This window comes from Pseudomonas ogarae (assembly GCF_014268695.2).
Lineage (GTDB): Bacteria > Pseudomonadota > Gammaproteobacteria > Pseudomonadales > Pseudomonadaceae > Aquipseudomonas > Aquipseudomonas kilonensis.
The window spans coordinates 2115170-2136338 of sequence record NZ_CP077086.1; the positions used below are offsets into that span (position 1 = coordinate 2115170).

At 58.1% G+C, this 21169-nt stretch carries 17 protein-coding genes and 2 pseudogenes; 16 read left to right on the forward strand and 3 right to left on the reverse strand.

The features are described from left to right. Positions 1 to 171 precede the first annotated feature (171 nt). The 10 genes and pseudogenes from HU749_RS09465 to HU749_RS09505 all read left to right on the forward strand — a co-directional run bounded on the left by HU749_RS09465 (position 172) and on the right by HU749_RS09505 (position 9579). Positions 172 to 1389, forward strand: coding sequence for a glycosyltransferase family 4 protein (locus HU749_RS09465; RefSeq protein ID WP_079305350.1), 1218 nt, complete (start codon positions 172 to 174; stop codon positions 1387 to 1389). Further along, a complete protein-coding gene (locus HU749_RS09470; protein WP_079305352.1) occupies positions 1386 to 1979 on the forward strand; it encodes a sugar transferase in 594 nt (197 codons plus the stop codon). The genes HU749_RS09465 and HU749_RS09470 overlap by 4 nt, the downstream gene beginning before the upstream one ends. Positions 1980 to 2024: 45 nt before the next feature. Next, positions 2025 to 2666 carry an acetyltransferase gene (locus HU749_RS09475; protein WP_079305354.1) on the forward strand — a complete coding sequence of 214 codons (642 nt, stop codon included), beginning with the start codon at positions 2025 to 2027 and terminating at the stop codon, positions 2664 to 2666. 116 nt (positions 2667 to 2782) lie between these two features. Next, the gene (locus tag HU749_RS09480) at positions 2783 to 3961 is read left to right on the forward strand and encodes a DegT/DnrJ/EryC1/StrS family aminotransferase (RefSeq protein WP_079305356.1); all 1179 of its coding nucleotides are present in this window, start codon (positions 2783 to 2785) and stop codon (positions 3959 to 3961) included. Between the two features lie 78 nt (positions 3962 to 4039). Beyond that, positions 4040 to 4321, forward strand: a complete 282-nt coding sequence (tnpB, locus tag HU749_RS09485) for an IS66 family insertion sequence element accessory protein TnpB (protein WP_235868046.1) — start codon at positions 4040 to 4042, stop codon at positions 4319 to 4321. Between the two features lie 18 nt (positions 4322 to 4339). Beyond that, positions 4340 to 5687 (forward strand): annotated as a pseudogene (gene tnpC / locus HU749_RS09490) (IS66 family transposase). A 259-nt stretch (positions 5688 to 5946) separates the two neighbouring features. After that, entirely contained in the window at positions 5947 to 7941 is a 1995-nt protein-coding gene (locus HU749_RS09495; protein ID WP_095962639.1) for a polysaccharide biosynthesis protein, read from the forward strand. Between the two features lie 114 nt (positions 7942 to 8055). Continuing rightward, positions 8056 to 8391, forward strand: coding sequence for a ComEA family DNA-binding protein (locus tag HU749_RS09500; RefSeq protein WP_079304276.1), 336 nt, complete (start codon positions 8056 to 8058; stop codon positions 8389 to 8391). Between the two features lie 124 nt (positions 8392 to 8515). Next, positions 8516 to 8712 (forward strand): annotated as a pseudogene (locus HU749_RS29195) (GntR family transcriptional regulator); the annotation flags it as partial. 15 nt (positions 8713 to 8727) lie between these two features. Next, positions 8728 to 9579 (forward strand): urea carboxylase-associated family protein, encoded by an 852-nt coding sequence (locus tag HU749_RS09505; RefSeq protein WP_079304278.1) that lies wholly within the window; start codon positions 8728 to 8730, stop codon positions 9577 to 9579. 177 nt (positions 9580 to 9756) lie between these two features. Here HU749_RS09505 and HU749_RS09510 read toward each other — a convergent pair whose 3' ends face one another. After that, positions 9757 to 9924 (reverse strand): DUF2897 family protein, encoded by a 168-nt coding sequence (locus HU749_RS09510; protein ID WP_014337248.1) that lies wholly within the window; start codon positions 9922 to 9924, stop codon positions 9757 to 9759. Positions 9925 to 10045: 121 nt separating this feature from the next. Further along, a complete protein-coding gene (eat, locus tag HU749_RS09515; RefSeq protein WP_095963609.1) occupies positions 10046 to 11410 on the reverse strand; it encodes an ethanolamine permease in 1365 nt (454 codons plus the stop codon). A gap of 301 nt (positions 11411 to 11711) precedes the next feature. Between eat and kdpF the strand changes: the two genes are divergently transcribed. The 6 genes from kdpF to HU749_RS09545 all read left to right on the forward strand — a co-directional run bounded on the left by kdpF (position 11712) and on the right by HU749_RS09545 (position 19927). Beyond that, positions 11712 to 11801, forward strand: a complete 90-nt coding sequence (kdpF, locus tag HU749_RS09520; RefSeq protein ID WP_033033323.1) for a K(+)-transporting ATPase subunit F — start codon at positions 11712 to 11714, stop codon at positions 11799 to 11801. An 8-nt stretch (positions 11802 to 11809) separates the two neighbouring features. Beyond that, on the forward strand, positions 11810 to 13504 hold the full coding sequence (gene kdpA / locus HU749_RS09525; protein ID WP_095973944.1) for a potassium-transporting ATPase subunit KdpA: 1695 nt from the start codon (positions 11810 to 11812) through the stop codon (positions 13502 to 13504). 11 nt (positions 13505 to 13515) lie between these two features. Next, positions 13516 to 15570: a potassium-transporting ATPase subunit KdpB gene (kdpB, locus tag HU749_RS09530; protein ID WP_186649728.1), complete on the forward strand. Its 2055-nt coding sequence runs from the start codon at positions 13516 to 13518 to the stop codon at positions 15568 to 15570. 204 nt (positions 15571 to 15774) lie between these two features. Beyond that, positions 15775 to 16320 (forward strand): potassium-transporting ATPase subunit KdpC, encoded by a 546-nt coding sequence (gene kdpC / locus HU749_RS09535; protein WP_186649729.1) that lies wholly within the window; start codon positions 15775 to 15777, stop codon positions 16318 to 16320. 192 nt (positions 16321 to 16512) lie between these two features. Continuing rightward, positions 16513 to 19164: a DUF4118 domain-containing protein gene (locus HU749_RS09540; RefSeq protein WP_186649730.1), complete on the forward strand. Its 2652-nt coding sequence runs from the start codon at positions 16513 to 16515 to the stop codon at positions 19162 to 19164. A 64-nt stretch (positions 19165 to 19228) separates the two neighbouring features. Beyond that, on the forward strand, positions 19229 to 19927 hold the full coding sequence (locus HU749_RS09545) for a response regulator (protein ID WP_186649731.1): 699 nt from the start codon (positions 19229 to 19231) through the stop codon (positions 19925 to 19927). 118 nt (positions 19928 to 20045) lie between these two features. On the opposite strand, the gene HU749_RS09550 is transcribed toward HU749_RS09545, so the two are convergent. Next, the gene (locus HU749_RS09550; RefSeq protein ID WP_014337255.1) at positions 20046 to 21083 is read right to left on the reverse strand and encodes a patatin-like phospholipase family protein; all 1038 of its coding nucleotides are present in this window, start codon (positions 21081 to 21083) and stop codon (positions 20046 to 20048) included. Between the last annotated feature and the right edge of the window lie 86 nt (positions 21084 to 21169).

Consider the following 21169-nt stretch of genomic DNA (forward strand, 5'->3'; position numbering starts at 1 on the left):
GAGGGTTCAGGACTTTGCAAAGGTGAGCATACGCTGGCACTGAATATTTAAATGCCTGTCGCTCGCTTCGAACTAGTTGAGGGATGTATTACCCGGAGAAGGAAAAAACCCGGTATTGGAAATTGAATTTCATCAGCCGGAATTGCTAATTACGGAGTATCGTTGGATCCTATGAAAGTTCTGTATTTTCACCAACACTTTTCAACCCCGAAAGGCACGGTCGGTACCCGTTCTTATGAGATGGCTCGTCGTTTGCTTGCGCGTGGTCATCAAGTGACGATGGTGTGCGGGAGTTATAGTGGCGGGGAGACTGGTTTAAGTCTACCTTTCATTGGCGGCAAACGACGTGGAACAGTCGACGGGATCGACATTATTGAGTTCGATCTGGCGTATTCAAATAGTGATGGCTTAGCCAAGAGGGCTGCAACCTTCGCCAAATTTGCTCTACGCAGCATCGGTTTGGCACTTACTGAGCGCTACGATCTTGTATTTGCAACGACTACACCATTGACTGCAGGTATTCCCGGCGTTTTCGCCCGCTGGCTACGCGCTAAACCTTTCGTATTTGAGGTGCGCGATCTGTGGCCGGAATTGCCCAAGGCTATGGGAGTGATCCGGAATCCCCTAGTGTTGGGTGCCATGTCGATACTGGAGTGGTTAAGCTATCGCTCGGCGCATAGGTTGATTGGCTTGTCCCCTGGAATAGTTGAGGGTATTGCTAAACGTGGGGTCCCGCGCGAGCGGATTGCTTTGGTCCCCAATGGCTGCGATCTCGGTATTTTTGCTGGCGACGTCGACCCTTGGCGCCCCGAGGAGGTAAAGCCGGACGATCTGCTGGCTGTTTTTGCGGGCACTCATGGCATGGCCAATGGCCTGGATGCGGTGCTCGATGCGGCAGCGGAACTGAAACGGCGTGGACGTGACGATATCAAGTTGCTTTTGATCGGCCAGGGCAAGCTCAAACCTGCTCTACAGGCACGGGCGCAGCGCGAAGCGTTGGGCTGTGTTGTGTTTCATGAGCCAGTTAACAAGTCTCGGCTTGCTGGTCTGATGGCTAGTACGGATGTGGGGTTGCAGGTATTGGCAAATGTGCCTGCTTTTTACGTCGGCACGTCACCCAACAAGTTTTTCGACTACATTGCAGCTGGCTTGCCAGTACTCAATAATTATCCTGGCTGGTTGGCGGGGATGATTCGCGACAACCTATGCGGCTATCCAGTTGAACCAGAAAATCGGCACGCTTTTGCCGATGCACTGGAGCTGGCCGCGAGTGATAGGGTGGGAGCAAAGGCGATGGGCAAACGAAGCCGTGAGTTGGCTGAGCGAGAGTTTGACCGCGAATTACTGGCAAATCGCTTTGTCGATTGGCTGGAGGGGGTAAAGCGATGAGCAAGCGCCTTTGCGATATCGTCGCCTCTTTTTGCGGTCTCTTACTGCTAGCACCAGTTATTGCCATCGTTGCATGGCAGATTCGCCGAAAACTTGGTTCTCCTGTGCTCTTTCGTCAGATGCGCCCGGGTCTGAATGGTGAGCCATTCGAGATGATCAAGTTCCGTACCATGCGCGATGCTGTGGATGTGGTAGGTAATCCATTACCAGACTCCGAACGCATGACGCCATTTGGCAGTTTCCTGCGCTCTAGTAGCTTGGACGAGTTGCCGGAGTTGTGGAATGTATTAAAGGGCGATATGAGTTTGGTTGGGCCTAGGCCATTGTTAATGGAGTACTTATCTCTTTATTCTCCTGAGCAATATAGGCGCCATTTAGTTCGTCCCGGTGTAACAGGTTGGGCCCAAGTTAATGGTAGAAACTCTTTGAGTTGGGAGAAAAAATTTGAGTTGGATATCTGGTATGTTGACAATCATACGTTTTGGCTAGATGTGAAGATTGTTTTTCTTACAATCAAGAAGGTTGTTCTTCGTGACGGTATTAATGAGGGGGGCGAAGCTTCGATGTCTAAATTTACTGGTACAAAATGATTTTTGAAATCGGTAGTATTTCTCGTTGCACTGTAGGGGGTTAAAGTGGTGCCGGTCAGAAATTTGATTATCATAGGATTTGGTGGTCTAGGCAAGGAGGTGCATTGGCTGGCCGCGCGCTTAGGAGTCAACGTGCGTGGCTTTCTCGACGATAACCCCGACTTGCTTGGCGCGAAGTTTTGTACTGCTACCGTGTTGGGTAATGTGAGCAATTGGGAGATTTATAGTGATTGTGAGTTTATAATTGCGATTGGAAATCCTCGCGTTCGTAAAAAGATTCGAGAAGCAATGCTCGCACATGGCGTACCTCAGTTTGCTACATTGATCGATCCTAGTGCTGTTGTTGATTTGAGTCAGGTTTCTGTGGGAGAAGGAAGCTTGATTTGCGCTGGAACAACTTGCACTGTCGAAATCAATATAGGTGCTCATGTAGTAATTAATCCCAGTTGTTCTATTGCGCATGAGGTCATTATTAAAGACTTCGTTACATTAGCGCCTATGGTTGCTGTTTCGGGTAATGTGCATATCGAGTGTTTAGCAGAGATAGGCACGGGTTCATGTGTTCGCCAGGGACTTGATCTTGGTGCGGGTTCGATGTTAGGTATGGGGAGTGTGTTGACAAAAAATATTCCGGAATCTGAACTTTTTTACGGGAATCCCGCAAAATATATAAGGGCTTGGGAATAAGGATTGTCAAATTTGGCGTGAGCTCTTTCACTGCTGCTGGATTTTATTATTAAAGATCATTTGGTCGTGAAGTGAAGTTGGCGTTTTTTTTAAAGTACTGATAGAGTGGATTTGGAATGCTTAACTCTCCTTTTGCTCCCTGGCCATCCTTCACCGAAGAAGAAGCCGATGCTGTTCGTGATGTCATTCTTTCTAATAAGGTAAATTATTGGACCGGTTCTGAGTGTCGAGAATTTGAAAAAGAATTTGCGACTTGGGCTGATGCCCGTTATGCAGTTGCTGTTACCAATGGCACCGTCGCGTTGGATTTGGCATTGTTAGCTTTAGATATCGGCGCTGGCGATGAGGTTATTGTAACTTCCCGTACTTTTCTCGCCTCTGTTTCTTGTGTTGTCAACGCTGGCGCGACCCCCGTGTTTGCTGATGTTGACCTCAACTCGCAAAACATTACCGCCGATTCTATTGAAGCGGTGCTTACCCCTCGGACACGGGCTCTGATTTGTGTGCATTTGGCTGGATGGCCCTGCGATATGAATCCGATTATGGATCTTGCGGCTAAGCACGGCTTGAAGGTTATCGAAGATTGCGCCCAGGCGCATGGTGCTCATTACAAAGGACGCCCGGTTGGGTCAATTGGGCATATCGGAGCTTGGTCGTTCTGTCAGGATAAAATTATGACCACTGGTGGAGAAGGTGGCATGGTGACGACGAATGATCACGCCCTATGGTCAAGAATGTGGTCTTATAAAGATCATGGAAAGAGCTGGGAGGCAGTTTATGAGCGTAAACATGCACCTGGTTTTCGTTGGCTGCATGACAGCTTCGGTACCAACTGGAGGATGCTTGAGGTTCAGGGGGTCATTGGACGTATACAGTTACGACGTATGGCTGAATGGCATGATAAACGCTTGAATAATGCCAACCGAATTTGGGAATGCGCTCAGAAAATAGATAGCTTGCGGGTTCCAATGATTTCCTCCGAGAGTATTCATGCAGCATACAAATGTTACGTATTCTTGAGGCCCGATCAGCTTGCAACTGGTTGGGATCGTGATCGAATTTTACAAGCGATCTCCGCTCAAGGTGTTCCTGTTTTTTCAGGATCATGCTCCGAGGTTTATTTAGAGAAAGCATTCGATGGGACAAATTTGCGTCCGTCCAAATCTTTGCCAGCAGCTAAGGAGTTAGGAGAAACAAGCCTCATGTTCCTTGTGCATCCGACTTTAACAGATGATGAAATAGCTAAGACATGTGATGTTTTGAGCGATGTTTTAAAACAGGCATCTCACGGTTAGGCGGCTCTGTAGTTGCTCTATTAATAAACTTCGACATTCTACCCAAAACCGGTGGACTTTCGAAAGTCCATCGATGGCTTGGCGGCGCTGGTTGAACTGGATATCAAAGTCGCGGTGTTTAACCCAGTGCTCTTTGTTTTTCTGAATCGACACCGCAATTGCGTCAAGGTGTTGTACTTGGTGCGCGCCGGCTTCTGCCTTTGGTTCAAACGCCTTGAGTTTGAACGCTTTAAAACTTCACCCGACGCCACCGACGAGGCGATCGAGTTGACGGTGCAAGAACTGAACTGGCTGCTCGATGGTTTTGATCTTTGGCACAATCGTCCTCATCAGGTTTTGAGGCCTCGTTTCGTCGTCTGAACCGGTATAATCCGGGCGATGATTTCCCTGCACAATGACCTTCCTGATGAACCTGTTCTGCTCAAGCAGTTGTTGCTTAAGCACTGACCGGTCAAGCAAAAACAGCTCAAGTGCTGGAAGCCCATGAAGGCCACGTCGTTGATTTGAAAGAACAGATCAAGCTTTTTGCGCGATCGCTTGTTCGGGCGAAAATCCGAGCAAACGGTCGAGCCCAATACCCCGCAACTGGCGCTGTTCAACGAGCCTGAAAGTGACCCGCTGCTGGCCGTCGAGGATGTGGAAGAGGAAGTCGTTGCTCCGACTAAGCACCGAGGCAAACGCAAACCGTTGTCGGTTGAACTGCCGCGTATCGAAGTCATCCACGAACTACCTGAACACGAACGGACGTGTGCCTGCGGTTGCCGCAAACATGCCGTAGGCGAAGAAACCAGCGAACAGTTGGATATCGTGCCGATGCCGATCCGGGTGATCAAACACATCCATAAAGTTCACGCCGCTGGCACCTGCCACCGCTACTGAACCTGATGCGTGAGTGGCTGCTGGAAAGCCCGTTCATCCACTGCGATGAAACCCGCGTCCAGGTACTCAAAGAACCGGATCGAGACCCGACCAGCCAGTCCTGGATGTGGGGGCCGGCCAGCAGGCCGCCCGATCGAAAACTCGTGCTATTTTACTACACTACCAGTTGTGCGCAGGAAGTCCCCTTGCGCCTGCTGGAAAGTTACCGCGGTCACGTGATGACCGACGATTACGCGGGCTATAACGCCTTGGCGTTGCAGCCCGGTGTGGAGCGGTTGGCTTGCATGGCTCATGCGCGACGCAAGTTTATCGACGCGCAAAAAGTGCTGTCCAAGGGCAAGACTGGGCGTGCGGATATCGCGCAGACGATGATTAACAAATTGTACGGCATTGAGCGTGAACTCAAGGACGTCAGCGAAGCTCAGCGATTTATTGGCCGTCAGGAAAAGAGCCTGCCGATCCTGGTCCAGTTGAGAAGCTGGCTGGAGAAAACGCACTCTCAAGTTACGGCACAGAGTGCGCTGGGCAAGGCGGTTAATTATCTGGCCAGTAACTGGAGCCGGCTGGAGCGTTACGTGGAGGCTGACTTTTTACCGATCGACAACAACCGGCAGAACGCGCAATAAAGCCGTTTGTGATCGTTCGTAAGGCTTGGCGGTTCAGCGACACGCACGAAGGCGCGACGGCCAGTGCCCAGATCTATAGTTTGGTCGAAACGGCCAAGGTCAACGGCCAGGAGCCTTATACGTGGCTGCGCCACGTTCTGGAGCGACTGCCGCATGCGCAGTCGGTAGCTGACTATGAAACATTATTGCCGTGGAATTGCTCGCCGGAAATGCAACGGTAAACCGTTTTCCCATGCGTAACCTAGGTGCGGTTTATGGATCTGTTACTGTGGAACATGGATGGCGCGCTGGCTTTGATAGTGGCTTACGTTCCATTGGTTCTGCTAGCCGTCAGGTTTCATGCTGGCGAGCTTGAGAGGGCCCGATTTTAGAGGGGGGGTCGCGTTTTTCCATTTGTCGCTGTCCAATGGTCGATGATGTAACAACGTGCTTCGGGAATGGATGAGTTTTAGGAGTTTGGCTAAGGTGCGTGAAGGAGTTATGGGTAAAATGAAAACCGCTTTGCTGGGATTGCCAAGACGGCATAAGCGCGCAATCCAGGTGGCCACCGATGTCATCTTGGTCTGGGTTGCCTTATGGCTGGCATTTGTTGTTCGACTGGGCGTCGAGGCTTTGGCCAGTCCGATTGCTACGCATCTTTGGCTTTTCGCTTCCGCTCCATTGGTTGCCATTCCCATTTTCATCCGCTTTGGCATGTACCGCGCCGTCATGCGTTATTTTGGTAACGATGCGCTGATCACGATTTGCAAGGCTGTCAGCCTTTCTGCCTTGCTATTGGCGCTTATCGTATATTGGTACAGCAACCACACAAATGTGGTCCCACGCTCTATAATTTTCAATTACTGGTGGCTGAGCCTGATCATGATTGGTGGTCTGCGCCTGATGATGCGGCAATATTTCCTAGGTGATTGGTTCACCGCCGCTCAGCATGTACCATTTACCAACCGTGACGATGGTCTGCCTAAAGTCGCTATTTATGGCGCCGGGGCTGCGGGTAATCAACTCGTGGCCGCATTACGTATGGGGCGGGTGATGCGGCCGGTTGCGTTCATCGACGACGACACCAGCATCGCTGATCGGGTCATTGCCGGATTGCAGGTCTACCATCCCAAACACATTCAAAAAATGATCGATGCGACTGGTGCGCAGGAGATTTTGTTGGCGGTGCCATCCTCGTCACGTGGCCGTCGTCGAGAGATACTGACGCTGCTTGAACGGTTTCCGCTGCATGTGCGAAGCGTTCCGGGTTTCATGGACCTGGCTAGTGGTCGGGTCAAGGTCGATGACATTCAGGAGGTGGACATCGCCGACCTGCTTGGGCGTGATCCGGTGCCTGCGCAAGCAGATTTGCTTGAGCATTGCATTGCAGGAATGTCGGTATTGGTAACCGGTGCCGGTGGATCAATCGGCTCAGAGCTTTGCCGGCAGATTCTGGCACTTAAGCCAACCACATTGCTGTTGTTTGAACATAGCGAATTCAATCTCTATAGCATTCTGTCCGAACTTGAACCACGCATAGTTCGGGAGTCGTTATCTGTTCGGTTGTTGCCTATCCTGGGGTCTGTACGGGATCAGAACAAGTTACTGGACGTCATGAAAACCTGGAATGTCGATACGGTCTATCATGCCGCTGCTTATAAGCATGTCCCGATGGTTGAGCACAATATCGCCGAAGGTGTCCTGAACAATGTGATAGGGACGTTGAGCACGGCGCAGGCTGCGTTGCAGGCGGGTGTGTCGAACTTTGTCTTGATCTCCACAGACAAGGCCGTGCGCCCGACCAATGTAATGGGCAGCACCAAGCGGCTTGCGGAAATGACGTTGCAGGCTCTTAGCCGCGAACTGGCCCCCGTGCTATTTGGCGATAAGGCCAATGTATCTCGCGTCAATAAAACCCGTTTTACGATGGTTCGATTCGGCAACGTGCTGGGCTCGTCCGGGTCGGTTATTCCGTTGTTCCATAAACAGATTAAATCCGGTGGGCCACTGACCGTCACCCATCCGAAGATCACGCGCTATTTCATGACCATTCCCGAAGCCGCTCAGTTGGTGATTCAGGCGGGATCCATGGGGTTGGGCGGGGATGTGTTCGTGCTGGATATGGGGGAGCCGGTGAGGATTGTCGAGCTGGCGGAAAAAATGATTCATTTGTCTGGTTTGAGCATCCGTTCGGAAAAAAACCCCCAGGGTGACATCTCAATTGAGTTTACAGGCCTGCGCCCAGGCGAGAAGCTTTACGAGGAATTGCTGATTGGCGATAACGTCGTCGCCACCCAGCACCCGATGATCATGAGTGCCAACGAGGACCATCTGTCTTGGGACACGCTCAAGGCCAAGTTGGCTGAGTTGCTGGCCGCCATTGAACACGATGATTACACAAGGGTCCGCCAGCTGCTTCGGGACACTGTCAATGGTTATGCTCCGGACGGCGAGATTGTCGACTGGATCTATCAGCAACGCCGTCTCGAACCCTGATTGTTACATACGCTGTAACCTACACATTTTTGACAGCGACACCTTATCGCCTAAGTTTGAGGGGCAGCTTCGGAAAAGCTGCTTCTTTCTTAACGATGTCATGGAGCGTCACTTATGCGTACAGGCTATTTCTACTCTCTGGTTTTTGCCTTTCTCACCAGCGCCTCGATTGCTGCTATCGCTGCCCCAGTGGTCAAACTCGAGTCGGTCGCTACGCCGCAAACAATGGAGCAGCCAGCCAAAACGCAGAGCGCCAAGGTGGACTTAAACGGGGCGGATGCTGCCACGCTGCAGCGCGAGTTGTCAGGGATAGGGAAGGGCAAGGCCGAGGCGATTGTTGCGTATCGGGAGAATAATGGACCGTTCTCTTCAGTGGAGGAGTTGCTGGAGGTCAAGGGGATCGGCAAGGCGATTCTCGACAGGAACCGTGACAAGCTGGAAGTGAATTGAGTTTGTGATTGAAGGAGGCCGGTCGAATTGACTGGCCTTTTTGCTGTCTGGCGGGCGCAAATTTTCGAGGCATTCTGGAAACCTCCACCGTTTGGCATAAATAGTGACTATCTGTGAGTGATCCATGGCACAACTGCACCTGGTGTTTAGCTCCGCGCCCGACGAGGCGCGTTTCCAGGCACCGTGGCTGGCCCGTGACTGTGCATCCATGATTGCCTGGCCGAGGGCGACAAGCTTGCGGCCCACGAAGCCATGAGCCTTTACCTCGACGATTCTGAGCAACTGCTTCTGCAATTGCTAACTCCCACCCATCACCACTGATCAAGGACCCGCGCCATGTACAAAGACTACCCAGCCGCCTACCAGGTCAGCAAAGGCTCAGCCCTGCAAGTGGACAAACCCTTCTACGACCGCATCCGTACCCAGCAGGACAAGCGCACCTTGATCGAACAGTTCGAGATACCCATCCGCACCGGCCGCGCTTGGCACGTACCTGCCGGTCATGTGTTCCGCGTCACGACCCCGGTGGGCCCGCAGGTAGGAGACTTCAACGTCTGGAATGCCAATGATCCACGGGAACGCTTGTGGGCAGCGCGCACACGCCAGCTTCAAGGCGCCCACGTCAGCACCCATGATCGGTTGTGGTCGAACCTGCCATTCCTGCGGCCCTTGGTGACCATCACCGATGACAGTCTGGCCGGCTATGGCATCGACGAGCATGGTGGACGGTTGCACGATCTACTGGGGACGCGTTGTGATCCGTATGTGAACAGGATGCTGACGGGGGAGGACTTCCATCATCACTGTCACTCGAACCTGACCCGGGCGGTGTTGCCCCACGGCCTTACGGAGTTCGATGTGCATGACGTGCTGAATATTTTCCAGTGCACGGGGCTTAATCATGACGACATGTACTTCATGAAGGCCTGTCCGGCGCAGAAGGGCGATTACCTGGAGTTTTTCGCCGAGATTGATCTGTTGTGCGCCCTGTCCACCTGCCCGGGTGGTGACCTGTCGCTGGCGATGTGGGGGCCGGATGCGCAGGATCCCCTTAGCGTCTGCCGCCCGCTTGGGGTTGAGATCTATCGGTTGGAGGATTCATTGCTGGAGGGCTGGAGTCAGCCTGAGCGGGCGGCGTACAAGGGGTTGCATGGCTTGCATATCGCCAAGGCAGATTGGGAGAAGTGATGCAGTAGGTGCTGGCTTTTTTGTGGCGAGGGGATTTATCCCCGCTGGGGCGCGCAGCGGCCCCCTTTCAAAAACCCAACCAGTTCATCAGGCACACTGGGTTGTAGGTTTTGGGGCTGCTGCGCAGCCCAGCGGGGATAAATCCCCTCGCCACAAAAGCGCTGAGTAGTGAGGTAATCAACGATCCTTGGCTTCCTTCGCATCCATTTCCGCATTGCGTTCGGCAACGCGCTTGCGTTGCTCATCGGTCAACTCGACCTTGTGGGCGGTGTCGCGCAGCATCATCAGACCACCTACGATTGAGCCGATTGCAACAATCAGAATCAACCAGGCATACCAGGGCATAGGGTTCTCCTTGAGGGGGGCGATGGACGGACGAACATTTCGCCGATCCATCGCACCTACCACTTATGAGCGAAGGTTGTTCGCAGTGGTTCAATACTACGCCCGTTCGGTCGGATTCACCTCAAAGCCCGGTCAGCATCGCATCGGCGGGAGCGTCTGCACGCAGTTGTGCGGTGAGGATGAAGTAGACGAAACCCACCGCCATGAAGCCTAGGAAGATCAGCCCGATCAGCGTGTTGAACCAGGCCATCGCCACCAGGCACACCACAGCCAGTGCCAGGGCGATGCCCGGCACGATCGGATAGCCCGGTGCGCGGAAAGTACGTTCCAGGTTGGGTTCGGTTTTGCGCAACTTGAACAGGCTGAGCATGCTCATGATGTACATGACGATGGCGCCGAACACGGCCATGGTGATCATCGCCGCGGTCAGGGTCATTCCGCCGAGGTTGATCAGGCCGTCGCTGTAGATTGCGGCAATGCCGATCAGTCCACCGGCGATGATGGCCCGGTGCGGCGTCTGGAAGCGCGACAGTTTGGCCAGGGAGGCGGGCAGGTAGCCGGCGCGGGCGAGGGCGAAGAACTGCCGCGAGTAGCCAAGGATGATGCCGTGGAAACTCGCCACCAGGCCGAACAGGCCGATCCACACGAGCATGTGCAGCCAGCCGGAGCTTTCACCGACCACGGTTTTCATGGCTTGGGGCAGGGGATCGTTGATGTTCGACAGGGTGCGCCAATCACCGACGCCGCCGGCAAAGAACATCACGCCCATTGCCAGGAATACCAAGGTCAGGATGCCGCTGATATAGGCCTTGGGAATCGTGCGTTTCGGATCCTTGGCTTCTTCGGCGGCCATGGCCGCGCCTTCGATGGCCAGGAAGAACCAGATGGCGAAGGGAATCGCGGCGAACATGCCGGCGATGGCCGGTGCGCCAAACACATCGGAGCCGGCCCAGCCGTTCAGGGCGAAGCTGCTGAAACTGAACGCCGGGGCCACGACGCCCATGAATACCAGCAGTTCGGCTACCGCCAATACGCAGACAATCAACTCGAACGTCGCGGCCAGCTTGACCCCGAGGATGTTCAGGCCCATGAACACGATATAGGCGCCGACCGCTGCGTGTTTCGGATCCAGCGCCGGGAATTGCACGTTCAGGTAGGCGCCAATGGCAAGGGCAATGGCCGGCGGGGCGAAGACGAATTCGATCAGCGTCGCCAGCCCGGCGATCAACCCGCCTTTTTCGCCGAAGGCACGACGGCTGTAGGCAAACGGCCCGCCGGCATGGGGAATGGCGGTGGTCAGTTCGGTGAAGCTGAAAATGAAGCAGGTGTACATGGCCGCGACCATGAATGACGTCACCAGAAAGCCCAGCGTCCCGGCCACGCCCCAGCCGTAGCTCCAGCCGAAATACTCGCCGGAAATCACCAGGCCGACGGCAATACCCCATAAATGCAGGGTGCCCAGGGTGGGTTTGAGTTGTGTGTTCATCGATGGCTCCCCTCGATCCTTAGCAAAAGCGCTGAGGAGCGCAGTGCAGTGGGCGTGCCAGTGTGGCGAGGGCGGTCGTAATGGGTGAAATCGTGTCGTATCGGGGATGTTCGCTGCCGGATGGCTTGGTTTTGTGCCCCAGTTCAGAGCGTCGGCGCCTGGGCTGGCCTCATCGCGAGCCCAGCCAACACTTTTTACGGATTCTTTATCCCCCAGCCCCACCCTCGATCTCGTTCCTTTACAGCCTCCCTGCCGACAATCACTCCACACACGGCACGACGCCGTACCACGGAGTAATCCCATGAATGTTCTGGATGGGGTGTCGCTGCTGCTGGCAGTGGCGCTGTTCATTTATCTGCTGGTTGCGCTGTTGCGCGCCGATCGGAACTAGGAGCGGCTATGCACGGTTATGACTACGGGCTGATCCTCGGCTTTTTCGCCCTGGTGCTGATTCCGGCACCGTATCTGGGGCGTTTTTACTACCGGGTGATGGAAGGCCAGCGCACTTGGCTTTCGCCGATCCTCGGCCCGGTGGAGCGCGGTTGCTATCGCCTGGCCGGTGTCGACGCCACCGTTGAGCAGAGCTGGCAGAAATACACCCTGGCCTTGCTCGCGTTCAACCTGGCGGGTTTTGTCTTGCTGTTCGCCATTCTGCTGCTGCAGGGATATTTGCCCCTCAATACCGAGCAACTGCCCGGCATGGAGTGGACCCAGGCCTTCAACACGGCCGTGAGTTTCACGACCAACACCAACTGGCAGTCCTACAGCGGTGAAGCGTCCCTGAGTTACCTGAGCCAGATGGTCGGCCTGACCGTGCAGAACTTTGTCAGCGCCGCCACCGGCCTGGCCGTGCTCGTGGCGCTGTGTCGCGGAATCGGGCGCAAGTCCGCCGCAACGCTGGGTAACTTCTGGGTCGATATGACCCGCGCCACCCTCTACGGGCTGTTGCCGCTGTGCCTGCTGCTGGCATTGTTCCTGGTCTGGCAGGGCGTGCCGCAGACCTTTGCGCACTATGTGCACGGCGTCACGATGCAAGGCGTCGACCAGGTCATCCCGTTGGGCCCGGCCGCCAGTCAGATCGCGATCAAGCAACTGGGCACCAACGGCGGTGGTTTCTTCGGCGTCAACTCGGCGCATCCGTTCGAAAACCCGACGGCCTGGAGCAACCTGTTCGAAGTCGCTTCGATCATCCTGATTCCCGCCGCGCTGGTGTTCACCTTCGGTCATTACGTCAAGGACCTGCGCCAGAGCCGGGCGATCATCGCCTGCATGCTTGCCCTGTTCCTGATTGGCGGCGCCACGTCACTGTGGGCCGAATACCAACCCAACCCGGCCCTGAACAACCCGGCCGTCGAGCAAGCGGCACCGCTGGAAGGCAAGGAGGCGCGCTTCGGCACCACCGCCACGGTGCTGTGGTCGGTGACTACCACGGCGGCCTCCAACGGCTCGGTCAACGGTATGCACGACAGTCTCAACCCACTCAGCGGCATGGTGTCGCTGGTGAACATGATGGTCGGCGAGGTGATCTTCGGCGGCGTTGGGGCCGGGCTTTACGGAATGCTGTTGAACGTGTTGATCGCGGTGTTCCTGGCCGGCTTGATGATCGGTCGCACCCCGGAATACCTGGGCAAGAAGCTGGGCGCCCGGGAAGTGCAACTGTTGGTGGCAACCCTGCTGGTGATGCCCGTGAGTGTGCTGGTGCTGGGGGCCGTCGCCGCAAGCCTGCCCGGGCCGGCCGCAGCGGTGAGCAATCCGGGTGCCCACGGTTTCAGCCAGTTGTTGTACGCCTACACCTCGGCGGGGGCGAACAACGGTTCGGCATTCGCCGGGTTCGGCGCCAACACACCGTTCCACAACCTGATGCTGGGCCTGGGCATGTTGATCGGCCGGTTCGGCTACATCCTGCCGGTGCTGGCATTGGCCGGTAGTTTGGCCTTGAAGAAGACCGCGCCGATTGGCCAGAACAGTTTTCCCACCCACGGCCCGCTGTTCGTGACCCTGTTGACCGTGACCATCCTGTTGGTGGGCGGCTTGACCTTCCTGCCGACCCTGGCCCTGGGGCCGATTGCCGAACACTTGAGCCTGGGCTTCTGAGGGATATGAAGATGAATATGCCGATGAGCAAAACCGTCGCCGCCAAGGCACCGGAACAACCGAAGACCCACCTGTCGGCCCTCTGGCGGCCGGCGCTGGTGCAAGCCTTCGTCAAGCTCGATCCACGCCAGTTGCACCGCGCACCGGTGATGCTGGTGGTGGAACTGACCGCGATCCTCACCACCGTGTTGTGCTTCATCCCCGACAGCGCCGTGCCGACGTTTGTCGCCGCGCAAATTGCGTTGTGGCTGTGGTTCACCGTGCTGTTCGCCAACTTCGCCGAAGCCTTGGCCGAAGGCCGCGGCAAAGCCCGGGCCGATAGCCTCAAGGCCGGCAGCGAAGGCCTCAACGCACGTCGCCAGACCGCGAGCGGTTTTGAAATCATCCCCGCCACCCGTTTGCGCAAAGGCGATGTTGTACGCGTCGAGGCCGGCGACATGATCCCGGGCGACGGTGAAGTGGTTGAAGGCATTGCTGCGGTCAATGAGGCGGCGATCACCGGCGAATCGGCGCCGGTCATCCGCGAGTCCGGCGGCGATCGCTCGGCCGTCACCGGCAATACGCGGCTGGTCTCCGACTGGTTGCTGATACGCATCACCAGCAATCCCGGCGAGTCCACCCTGGACCGCATGATTGCCTTGGTCGAAGGCGCCAAGCGCCAGAAAACGCCGAACGAGGTGGCGCTGGATATCCTGTTGATCGGCCTGACGCTGATCTTCCTGTTGGTGGTGGTGACGCTGCAACCGTTCGCCCATTTCGCCAACGCCAGCCTGCCGCTGGTGTTTCTGGTGGCACTGCTGGTCACCTTGATTCCCACCACCATCGGCGGGCTGCTGTCGGCCATCGGCATCGCCGGGATGGACCGGTTGGTGCGCCTGAACGTGATCGCCAAATCCGGCCGTGCGGTCGAGGCGGCGGGGGATGTGCATGTGCTGATGCTGGACAAGACCGGCACCATCACCTTTGGCAATCGTCGCTGTACAGCGGTCTATGCCGCCCCCGGTGTGAGTGCCAAGGAACTGGCCGAAGGCGCGCTGTTCGCCTCGTTGGCTGACGACACCGCCGAGGGCAAGTCCATCGTCGAGTACCTGCGAGGTTTGCATCCACAGTCTGAGCCCGGCGTCGAAGCGCTGACGGCCGTGCCGTTCAGTGCTGAAACCCGTTTGTCCGGGGTCGACTATCAGGGCCGTATCTACCGTAAGGGCGCCGTGGACTCGTTGCTGGATTTCATCGGCTCTGCACGCAATGAATTGCCGTCGGCACTGGCGCGGGAGGTCGACAAGATCGCCCAGAGTGGCGGCACGCCGTTGCTGGTGTGCGTGGACGGCAAGCTGCTCGGCGCTATCCACCTCAAGGACGTGGTCAAGCCCGGCATCCGCGAGCGCTTTGCCGAGCTGCGCAAGCTGGGGATTCGCACGGTGATGGTCACCGGCGACAACCCGTTGACCGCCGCGGCGATTGCCGCCGAGGCCGGTGTCGATGACGTGCTGGCAGAGGCCACGCCGGAGAAAAAACTGGCGCGTATCCGTCATGAGCAAAATGACGGTCGGCTGGTGGCCATGTGCGGCGACGGTGCCAACGACGCCCCGGCTCTGGCTCAGGCCGATGTCGGCATGGCGATGAACGACGGCACCCAGGCCGCGCGGGAGGCGGCCAACATGGTCGACCTCGACAGCGACCCGACCAAACTGCTGGACGTGGTGCAGATCGGCAAGGAACTGCTGGTGACCCGTGGGGCGCTGACCACCTTTTCCATCGCCAATGACATCGCCAAGTACTTCGCGATCCTGCCAGCACTGTTCGCCTCGATTTATCCACAGCTCGGCGTGTTGAACGTGATGCACCTGAGCAGCCCGCAGAGCGCGATCCTGTCGGCCATCGTCTTCAACGCATTGATCATCGTCGTACTGATCCCCCTGGCCTTGCGCGGCGTGCGAGTGCACGCGGCAAGTGCGGCGGCGCTGTTGCGACGCAATCTGTTGATCTATGGCCTGGGCGGGATCGTGGTGCCGTTCGTGGGGATCAAGGCGATCGATATGTTGCTGACGGCGTTGCATCTGGTTTGAGTCGTTGTGGCAGGTGAGGCCGTTGTGGCGAGGGAGCTTGCTCCCGCTGGGCTGCGAAGCAGCCCCAAAAAGCTGAATGCTATCTGCCCTGCACACCGCATTCGCTGATTTTCAGGGCTGCTGCGCAGCCCAGCGGGAGCAAGCTCCCTCGCCACAAATAGGTATGCCTGGAAATCAGCTGTTTTCTTATTCGAGGGTTTTGAGATGTCCACTCTGATTCGCCCGGCCTTGAGCCTGTTATTCCTGATGACCCTGATCACCGGTGTCGCTTACCCGCTGGTGGTCACCGGCGTGGCGCAAGTCGCCTTTCCCGTCCAGGCCAATGGCAGTTTGATCGTCGATGCCGCCGGCAAGGTCCGTGGTTCGACGCTGATCGCCCAGGATTTCACTGGCGATGCGTGGTTTCATCCACGGCCATCGGCCGGTGCCTTTGCCACGGTCGCCAGCGGCGCCAGCAACTTTTCCCCGAGCAATCCGGCCCTGGCCACCCGAGTGATCGATGACGCTCACCAACTCCTGGTGCCCGGCCAGGGCCCGGTGCCGCTGGCATTGCTGACCACCTCCGCCAGCGGGCTGGATCCGCACTTGCCTCCGGCGGCGATTGCCTATCAACTGGCGCGTGTCGCCGCAGCGCGCAACCTGCCGGCCTCGACCTTGCAGCAACTGCTTGATGACAACACCGAGCAACCCTTGGTGGGCCCGCCAGTGGTGAATGTACTGGCGCTGAACCTGGCCCTGGAAAAACTGTAAAACCTGTGGGAGTGGCGCCTGTGGGAGCAAAGCTTGCTCGCGATGAACGATAACGCGGTCCATCCGTTTAACTGTGTCGCCTTGATCGCGAGCAAGCTTTGCTCCCACAGGTCCAGTTCCCATAAGCTTTGCTCCCACAGGTCCGACTCCCCACAGGGTGTTTGATCAATATTTGAAAGAGATTTCCACGCCATGAGCGACTCCGGCCGCGCCGACGCACTGTTAGCCAATCTGCCCCGCAACGACCGTGGTCGACTCAAGGTCTTTCTTGGCGCGGCCCCAGGTGTGGGCAAGACCTACGCCATGCTGCAAGCGGCCCACAGCCAACTGCGTCAAGGCGTGAAGGTCATCGCCGGAGTGGTGGAGACTCACGGTCGAAGCGAAACCGAAGCTCTGCTCGGCGGCCTGGCGCAGCAGCCGTTGGTGCGCTCGGAATATCGCGGTGTGATGCTTGAGGAAATGGACCTCGACGGCCTGCTCGCCGCCCGCCCGACCCTGGTCCTGGTGGACGAACTGGCCCACAGCAACGCGCCCGGCAGTCGCCATGCCAAGCGTTGGCAGGACATTCAGGAACTGCTCACGGCTGGCATCGATGTCTACACCACCGTCAATGTCCAGCATCTGGAAAGCCTCAACGACCAAGTGCGCGGCATTACCGGTGTGCAGGTGCGCGAGACGTTGCCGGATTGGGTCTTGCAGGAGGCCGATGAACTGCTGCTGATCGACCTGCCACCGCGTGAGCTGCTGGAGCGCTTGCGCGATGGCAAGGTCTACGTGCCGGAACAGGCCCGGGCGGCGATCGATGCGTTTTTCACCCAGACCAACCTCACCGCATTGCGTGAGCTGGCCATGCAGACCGCCGCCGCTCAGGTCGACAATGACCTGACCCAGGGTTATCGACAACTGGGCCAGGCCGCACCCGCGGTACGCGGACGCTTGCTGGTGGGGGTGGACGGTGACGTGCAGGCTGAACGTTTGGTGCGTCATGCCAGCCGCGTTGCACAGCGTCGGCATCTGCCGTGGAGCCTGGTGCATGTGGACAATGGCAGCGCCCGTGACGAACCCTCGCGCCAGCGCCTGCAGAATGCCCAGCAACTGGCCGAACGCCTCGGGGGTGAAGTGGTGCTGCTGCGGGCCGGCGAAGTGGCCAGGACGCTGATCCAGCATGCCAGCGAGCGTCGCGCCACGCTGCTGCTGGTGGGGCAGTCCCGGCCGCGTTTGCGGCGGCGGATGTTCGGCGGGGGGTTGGCTTCACGCTTGCTGCGCGATGCCCGGGGCCTGGAAATCAACGTGCTGGACAGCGATGAACAGCCCCGCCCCGCCCGCGTGCGTTCGAACGCCGTCCAGACCGGGTTCGACTATGTGTTGGCGCTGACCGCGACCGTGGCCGCCAGCGCGTTGGCCTGGGGTATTTCAGGGTGGCTGGCGCTGCCCAATATCTCCCTGGTGTTCCTGATGGCGGTGCTGCTGGTGGCGGTACGCAGCAGCCTCGGCCCGGCGCTGGCCTGCGCGGCGATGTCGTTCCTGGCCTATGACTTCCTGTTCATCCCGCCGAATTTTTCCTTCACCATCCAGCGCGAAGAAGACGTGTTGACGCTGGTGTTTTTCCTGCTCATGGCCGCCCTGACTGGCAACCTTGCCGCTCGTCAGCGTCGCCAGTTGCAGGCCCTGCGCGATACCCAGCAGGAAACCGGCGAGTTGCTCGACCTGTCCCGCAAACTCACGGCCGCCACCGACCGCCAGGCGGTGATCAGCGCTGCCGCGCAGCACCTCAACGGTTGGCACGACTTGCAACTGTGCCTGCTCAACCGCGACAACCAGGGCGGTTGGAAAATCGAGAGCGGTGAGCCGTTGACGTTCACCGAGGCCGAGCGCGCGGCGGCCGACTGGTCCTGGCAGCATGATCAGCCGGCCGGCGCCGGCACTGGGACATTGCCTTCCGGGCGTTGGTGGTGGTGGCCATTGTCGGCGGAGGGCGGGCCGCTGGCCTTGCTGGGCGTATGCCCGAAAGAAGGCAAGCCGTTGAGTGGCCAGCGTCGGCGTTTGCTGGCGGCCCTCAGTCAACCATTGGCCCAGGCGTTGGCCCGGGCGCAACTGGCTCAGGATCTGGAAGCGGCGCGCCTGCACGGTGAAACCGAGCAACTGCGCAGCGCCTTGCTGGCTTCAGTGTCCCACGATCTGCGCACACCGCTGACCGCCATGCGCGGCAGCATCGACAGCCTGTTGGCGCTGGGGGAGGCGATCCCGCTGGCCGATCGTCGCGAGCTGCTCGAAGGCACCCGCGATGAGGCCGAGCGGCTGGATCGCTACATCCAGAACCTGCTGGACATGACCCGTCTTGGCCACGGCGCTCTGAAGCTGGCGCGAGACTGGGTGTCTCCAGCCGATATCGTCGGTAGCGCGCTGAACCGCCTGCGGGCGGTGTTGACACCGCTGGCGCTCAGTGTCGAGGTGCCCGCTGAATTGCCCTTGCTGTATGTCCATGCGGCGTTGATCGAACAGGCCCTGGTGAACGTGCTGGAGAACGCTGCGCGATTTTCGCCGGCCCAGGGGCGGCTGTTGCTGAGCGCCGGGGCGACCGACAGCGAAGTGTTTTTTGCCGTGGCCGACGAGGGGCCAGGGATCCCTGAAGAGGAGCGGGCGAAAATCTTCGATATGTTCTATACCGCCGCGCGCGGTGATCGGGGCGGGCAGGGCACGGGGTTGGGATTGGCGATCTGCCAGGGCATGGTCGGTGCCCATGGCGGGCGCATCAGCGTGGCCGATGGCCTCGACGGGCGCGGCACCTGCATCACGTTGCACCTACCCTTGCAGGCACAGCCGGGCATGGACGATGAAGCTTGAGCGGCGCTGAGTTACTCTCGTCCTACCTGCTTGCCTTTTCACCTGATTGCAACGAACGAACCCCATGAGCCAGACCGCGACCCTTTTGGTCATCGATGACGAACCACAAATCCGCAAATTCCTGCGCATCAGCCTGAGTTCCCAAGGCTACAAGGTGCTGGAAGCCGGCACCGGCGCTGAAGGCCTTGCCCAAGCGGCGCTGAACAAACCCGATCTGCTGGTGCTCGACCTGGGCCTGCCGGACATGGACGGTCAACAAGTGTTGCGCGAGTTTCGCCAATGGTCGACGGTGCCGGTGCTGGTGCTCTCGGTGCGGGCCAGCGAAGCGCAGAAGGTCGAGGCGCTGGACAACGGTGCCAACGATTACGTGACCAAGCCGTTTGGCATCCAGGAGTTCCTTGCCCGCATCCGCGCCTTGTTGCGCCAGGCCCCGACGGGCGAGCCACAGGAAGCCGCGCTGAAGTTTGGCCCGCTGACGGTGGACCTGGCCTATCGACGGGTGCTGCTGGACGGCACCGAAGTGGCCCTGACTCGCAAGGAGTACGCCGTACTGGCGCAACTGGCGCGGCACCCGGGGCGGGTCATCACCCAGCAGCAACTGCTCAAGGATATCTGGGGCCCGACCCACACCGAAGACAGTCATTACCTGCGGATCGTGGTCGGTCACCTGCGCCAGAAACTGGCCGACGACCCGACCCGGCCGCGGTTCATTGTGACGGAGGCGGGGGTGGGGTATCGGTTGTTGGGAGAGGGTGGGCTTTAGTCTTGTGTTGTCAGGGCTGCCGCCATCGCGGGCAAGCCTTGCTCCCACAGGGTTCACCGCAGATCAATGTGGGAGCGAGCTTGCTCGCGAAGAGGCCCTAACAGCCACTTGAGATCTTTCAGTTCTGTTCACTCTCATACCGATCCAGGGTGTCGCTGGCAATCTCCCGCCCCAACGCGATCAACTCCGGCGCCTTGTAGAACTCGAAGAACCGGCACACCCGTTTCGGCACGTTGATCAGCACATCCGGTGGGTAACCGGCGATTTTGTACTGGGCCAGCGAGGTCTGCATCACTTCGAAGCTCTGGTTGATCAAGTCCAGCAACGACGCCGGGCCGACGTTGTCGATGATGAACGAGCCAGTGGCGGATTTCGGTGCGCCTTCGTTCTCTGGCGCGGCGGCCGGTTGTTGGCCTTCGGGCTCGGCCGAGTCGATCCACGGGTTGATGTCCGCCGCTTCGGCCTTCAGGGCTTCCTGCTCCAGCAGCAACAACTGCTCGGCCTGCTTGCGGCGAAACGGCAGGCGCGACCCCAGGGAGCTGACCAGGGTGTCGAAGCGCCGCCGGAACGCGGCGGGGCGCGGGATCACCGGTAATCGGTACTGTCTCTGGTTGGTGGCGTTGAGGTTGACCGCGATGATCAGGTCGCAGTGGCTCGACACCACCGGCACGATCGGCAACGGATTGAGCAGGCCACCATCCACCAACATGCGGTTGCCTTGCATCACGGGCGTGAACAGGCTGGGAATCGCCGCCGAGGCGCGCATTGCCTGATGCAGGCAACCTTCCTGGAACCAGATTTCCTGCTGGTTGGTCAGGTCGGTGGCCACGGCGGTGTAGGGAATGCGCAGGTCCTCGATATTGATGTCGCCGACGATCTTGTGGATCTGCCCGAAAACTTTCTCACCGCGAATCGCCCCCAGGCGAAAGCTGACGTCCACCAGCCGCAGGACATCCAGGTAGTCGAGGCTTTCGATCCAGTCGCGGTAATCCTTGAGCTTGCCCGCGGCATAGATTCCGCCGACGACAGCGCCCATGGAACAACCGGCGATGCAGGCAATGTCGTAGCCACGTCGTTCGATTTCTTCGATCACCCCGATATGGGCATAGCCTCGGGCGCCACCGGAACCCAATACCAATGCGACACGTTTTGTCATGACCCGGCCTCTTGTCGAACAGACTTCAACAATGCACCCATCGACGGCTCGGCTCAATCGTTGTGGTGCAGGCGTCGTTTTTTGAC

Bases quoted from the DNA above. Each gene is read 5' to 3' on its own strand.
- eat (WP_095963609.1), bottom strand. From the start codon at position 11,410: ATGAACACACAACTCAAACCCACCCTGGGCACCCTGCATTTATGGGGT.
- HU749_RS09545 (WP_186649731.1), top strand. From the start codon at position 19,229: ATGAGCCAGACCGCGACCCTTTTGGTCATCGATGACGAACCACAAATC.
- HU749_RS09495 (WP_095962639.1), top strand. From the start codon at position 5,947: ATGGGTAAAATGAAAACCGCTTTGCTGGGATTGCCAAGACGGCATAAG.
- HU749_RS09480 (WP_079305356.1), top strand. From the start codon at position 2,783: ATGCTTAACTCTCCTTTTGCTCCCTGGCCATCCTTCACCGAAGAAGAA.
- HU749_RS09470 (WP_079305352.1), top strand. From the start codon at position 1,386: ATGAGCAAGCGCCTTTGCGATATCGTCGCCTCTTTTTGCGGTCTCTTA.
- HU749_RS09505 (WP_079304278.1), top strand. From the start codon at position 8,728: ATGTACAAAGACTACCCAGCCGCCTACCAGGTCAGCAAAGGCTCAGCC.
- kdpA (WP_095973944.1), top strand. From the start codon at position 11,810: ATGCACGGTTATGACTACGGGCTGATCCTCGGCTTTTTCGCCCTGGTG.
- HU749_RS09550 (WP_014337255.1), bottom strand. From the start codon at position 21,083: ATGACAAAACGTGTCGCATTGGTATTGGGTTCCGGTGGCGCCCGAGGC.
- kdpC (WP_186649729.1), top strand. From the start codon at position 15,775: ATGTCCACTCTGATTCGCCCGGCCTTGAGCCTGTTATTCCTGATGACC.
- HU749_RS09465 (WP_079305350.1), top strand. From the start codon at position 172: ATGAAAGTTCTGTATTTTCACCAACACTTTTCAACCCCGAAAGGCACG.
- HU749_RS09540 (WP_186649730.1), top strand. From the start codon at position 16,513: ATGAGCGACTCCGGCCGCGCCGACGCACTGTTAGCCAATCTGCCCCGC.
- kdpF (WP_033033323.1), top strand. From the start codon at position 11,712: ATGAATGTTCTGGATGGGGTGTCGCTGCTGCTGGCAGTGGCGCTGTTC.
- HU749_RS09510 (WP_014337248.1), bottom strand. From the start codon at position 9,924: ATGCCCTGGTATGCCTGGTTGATTCTGATTGTTGCAATCGGCTCAATC.
- kdpB (WP_186649728.1), top strand. From the start codon at position 13,516: ATGAATATGCCGATGAGCAAAACCGTCGCCGCCAAGGCACCGGAACAA.
- HU749_RS09500 (WP_079304276.1), top strand. From the start codon at position 8,056: ATGCGTACAGGCTATTTCTACTCTCTGGTTTTTGCCTTTCTCACCAGC.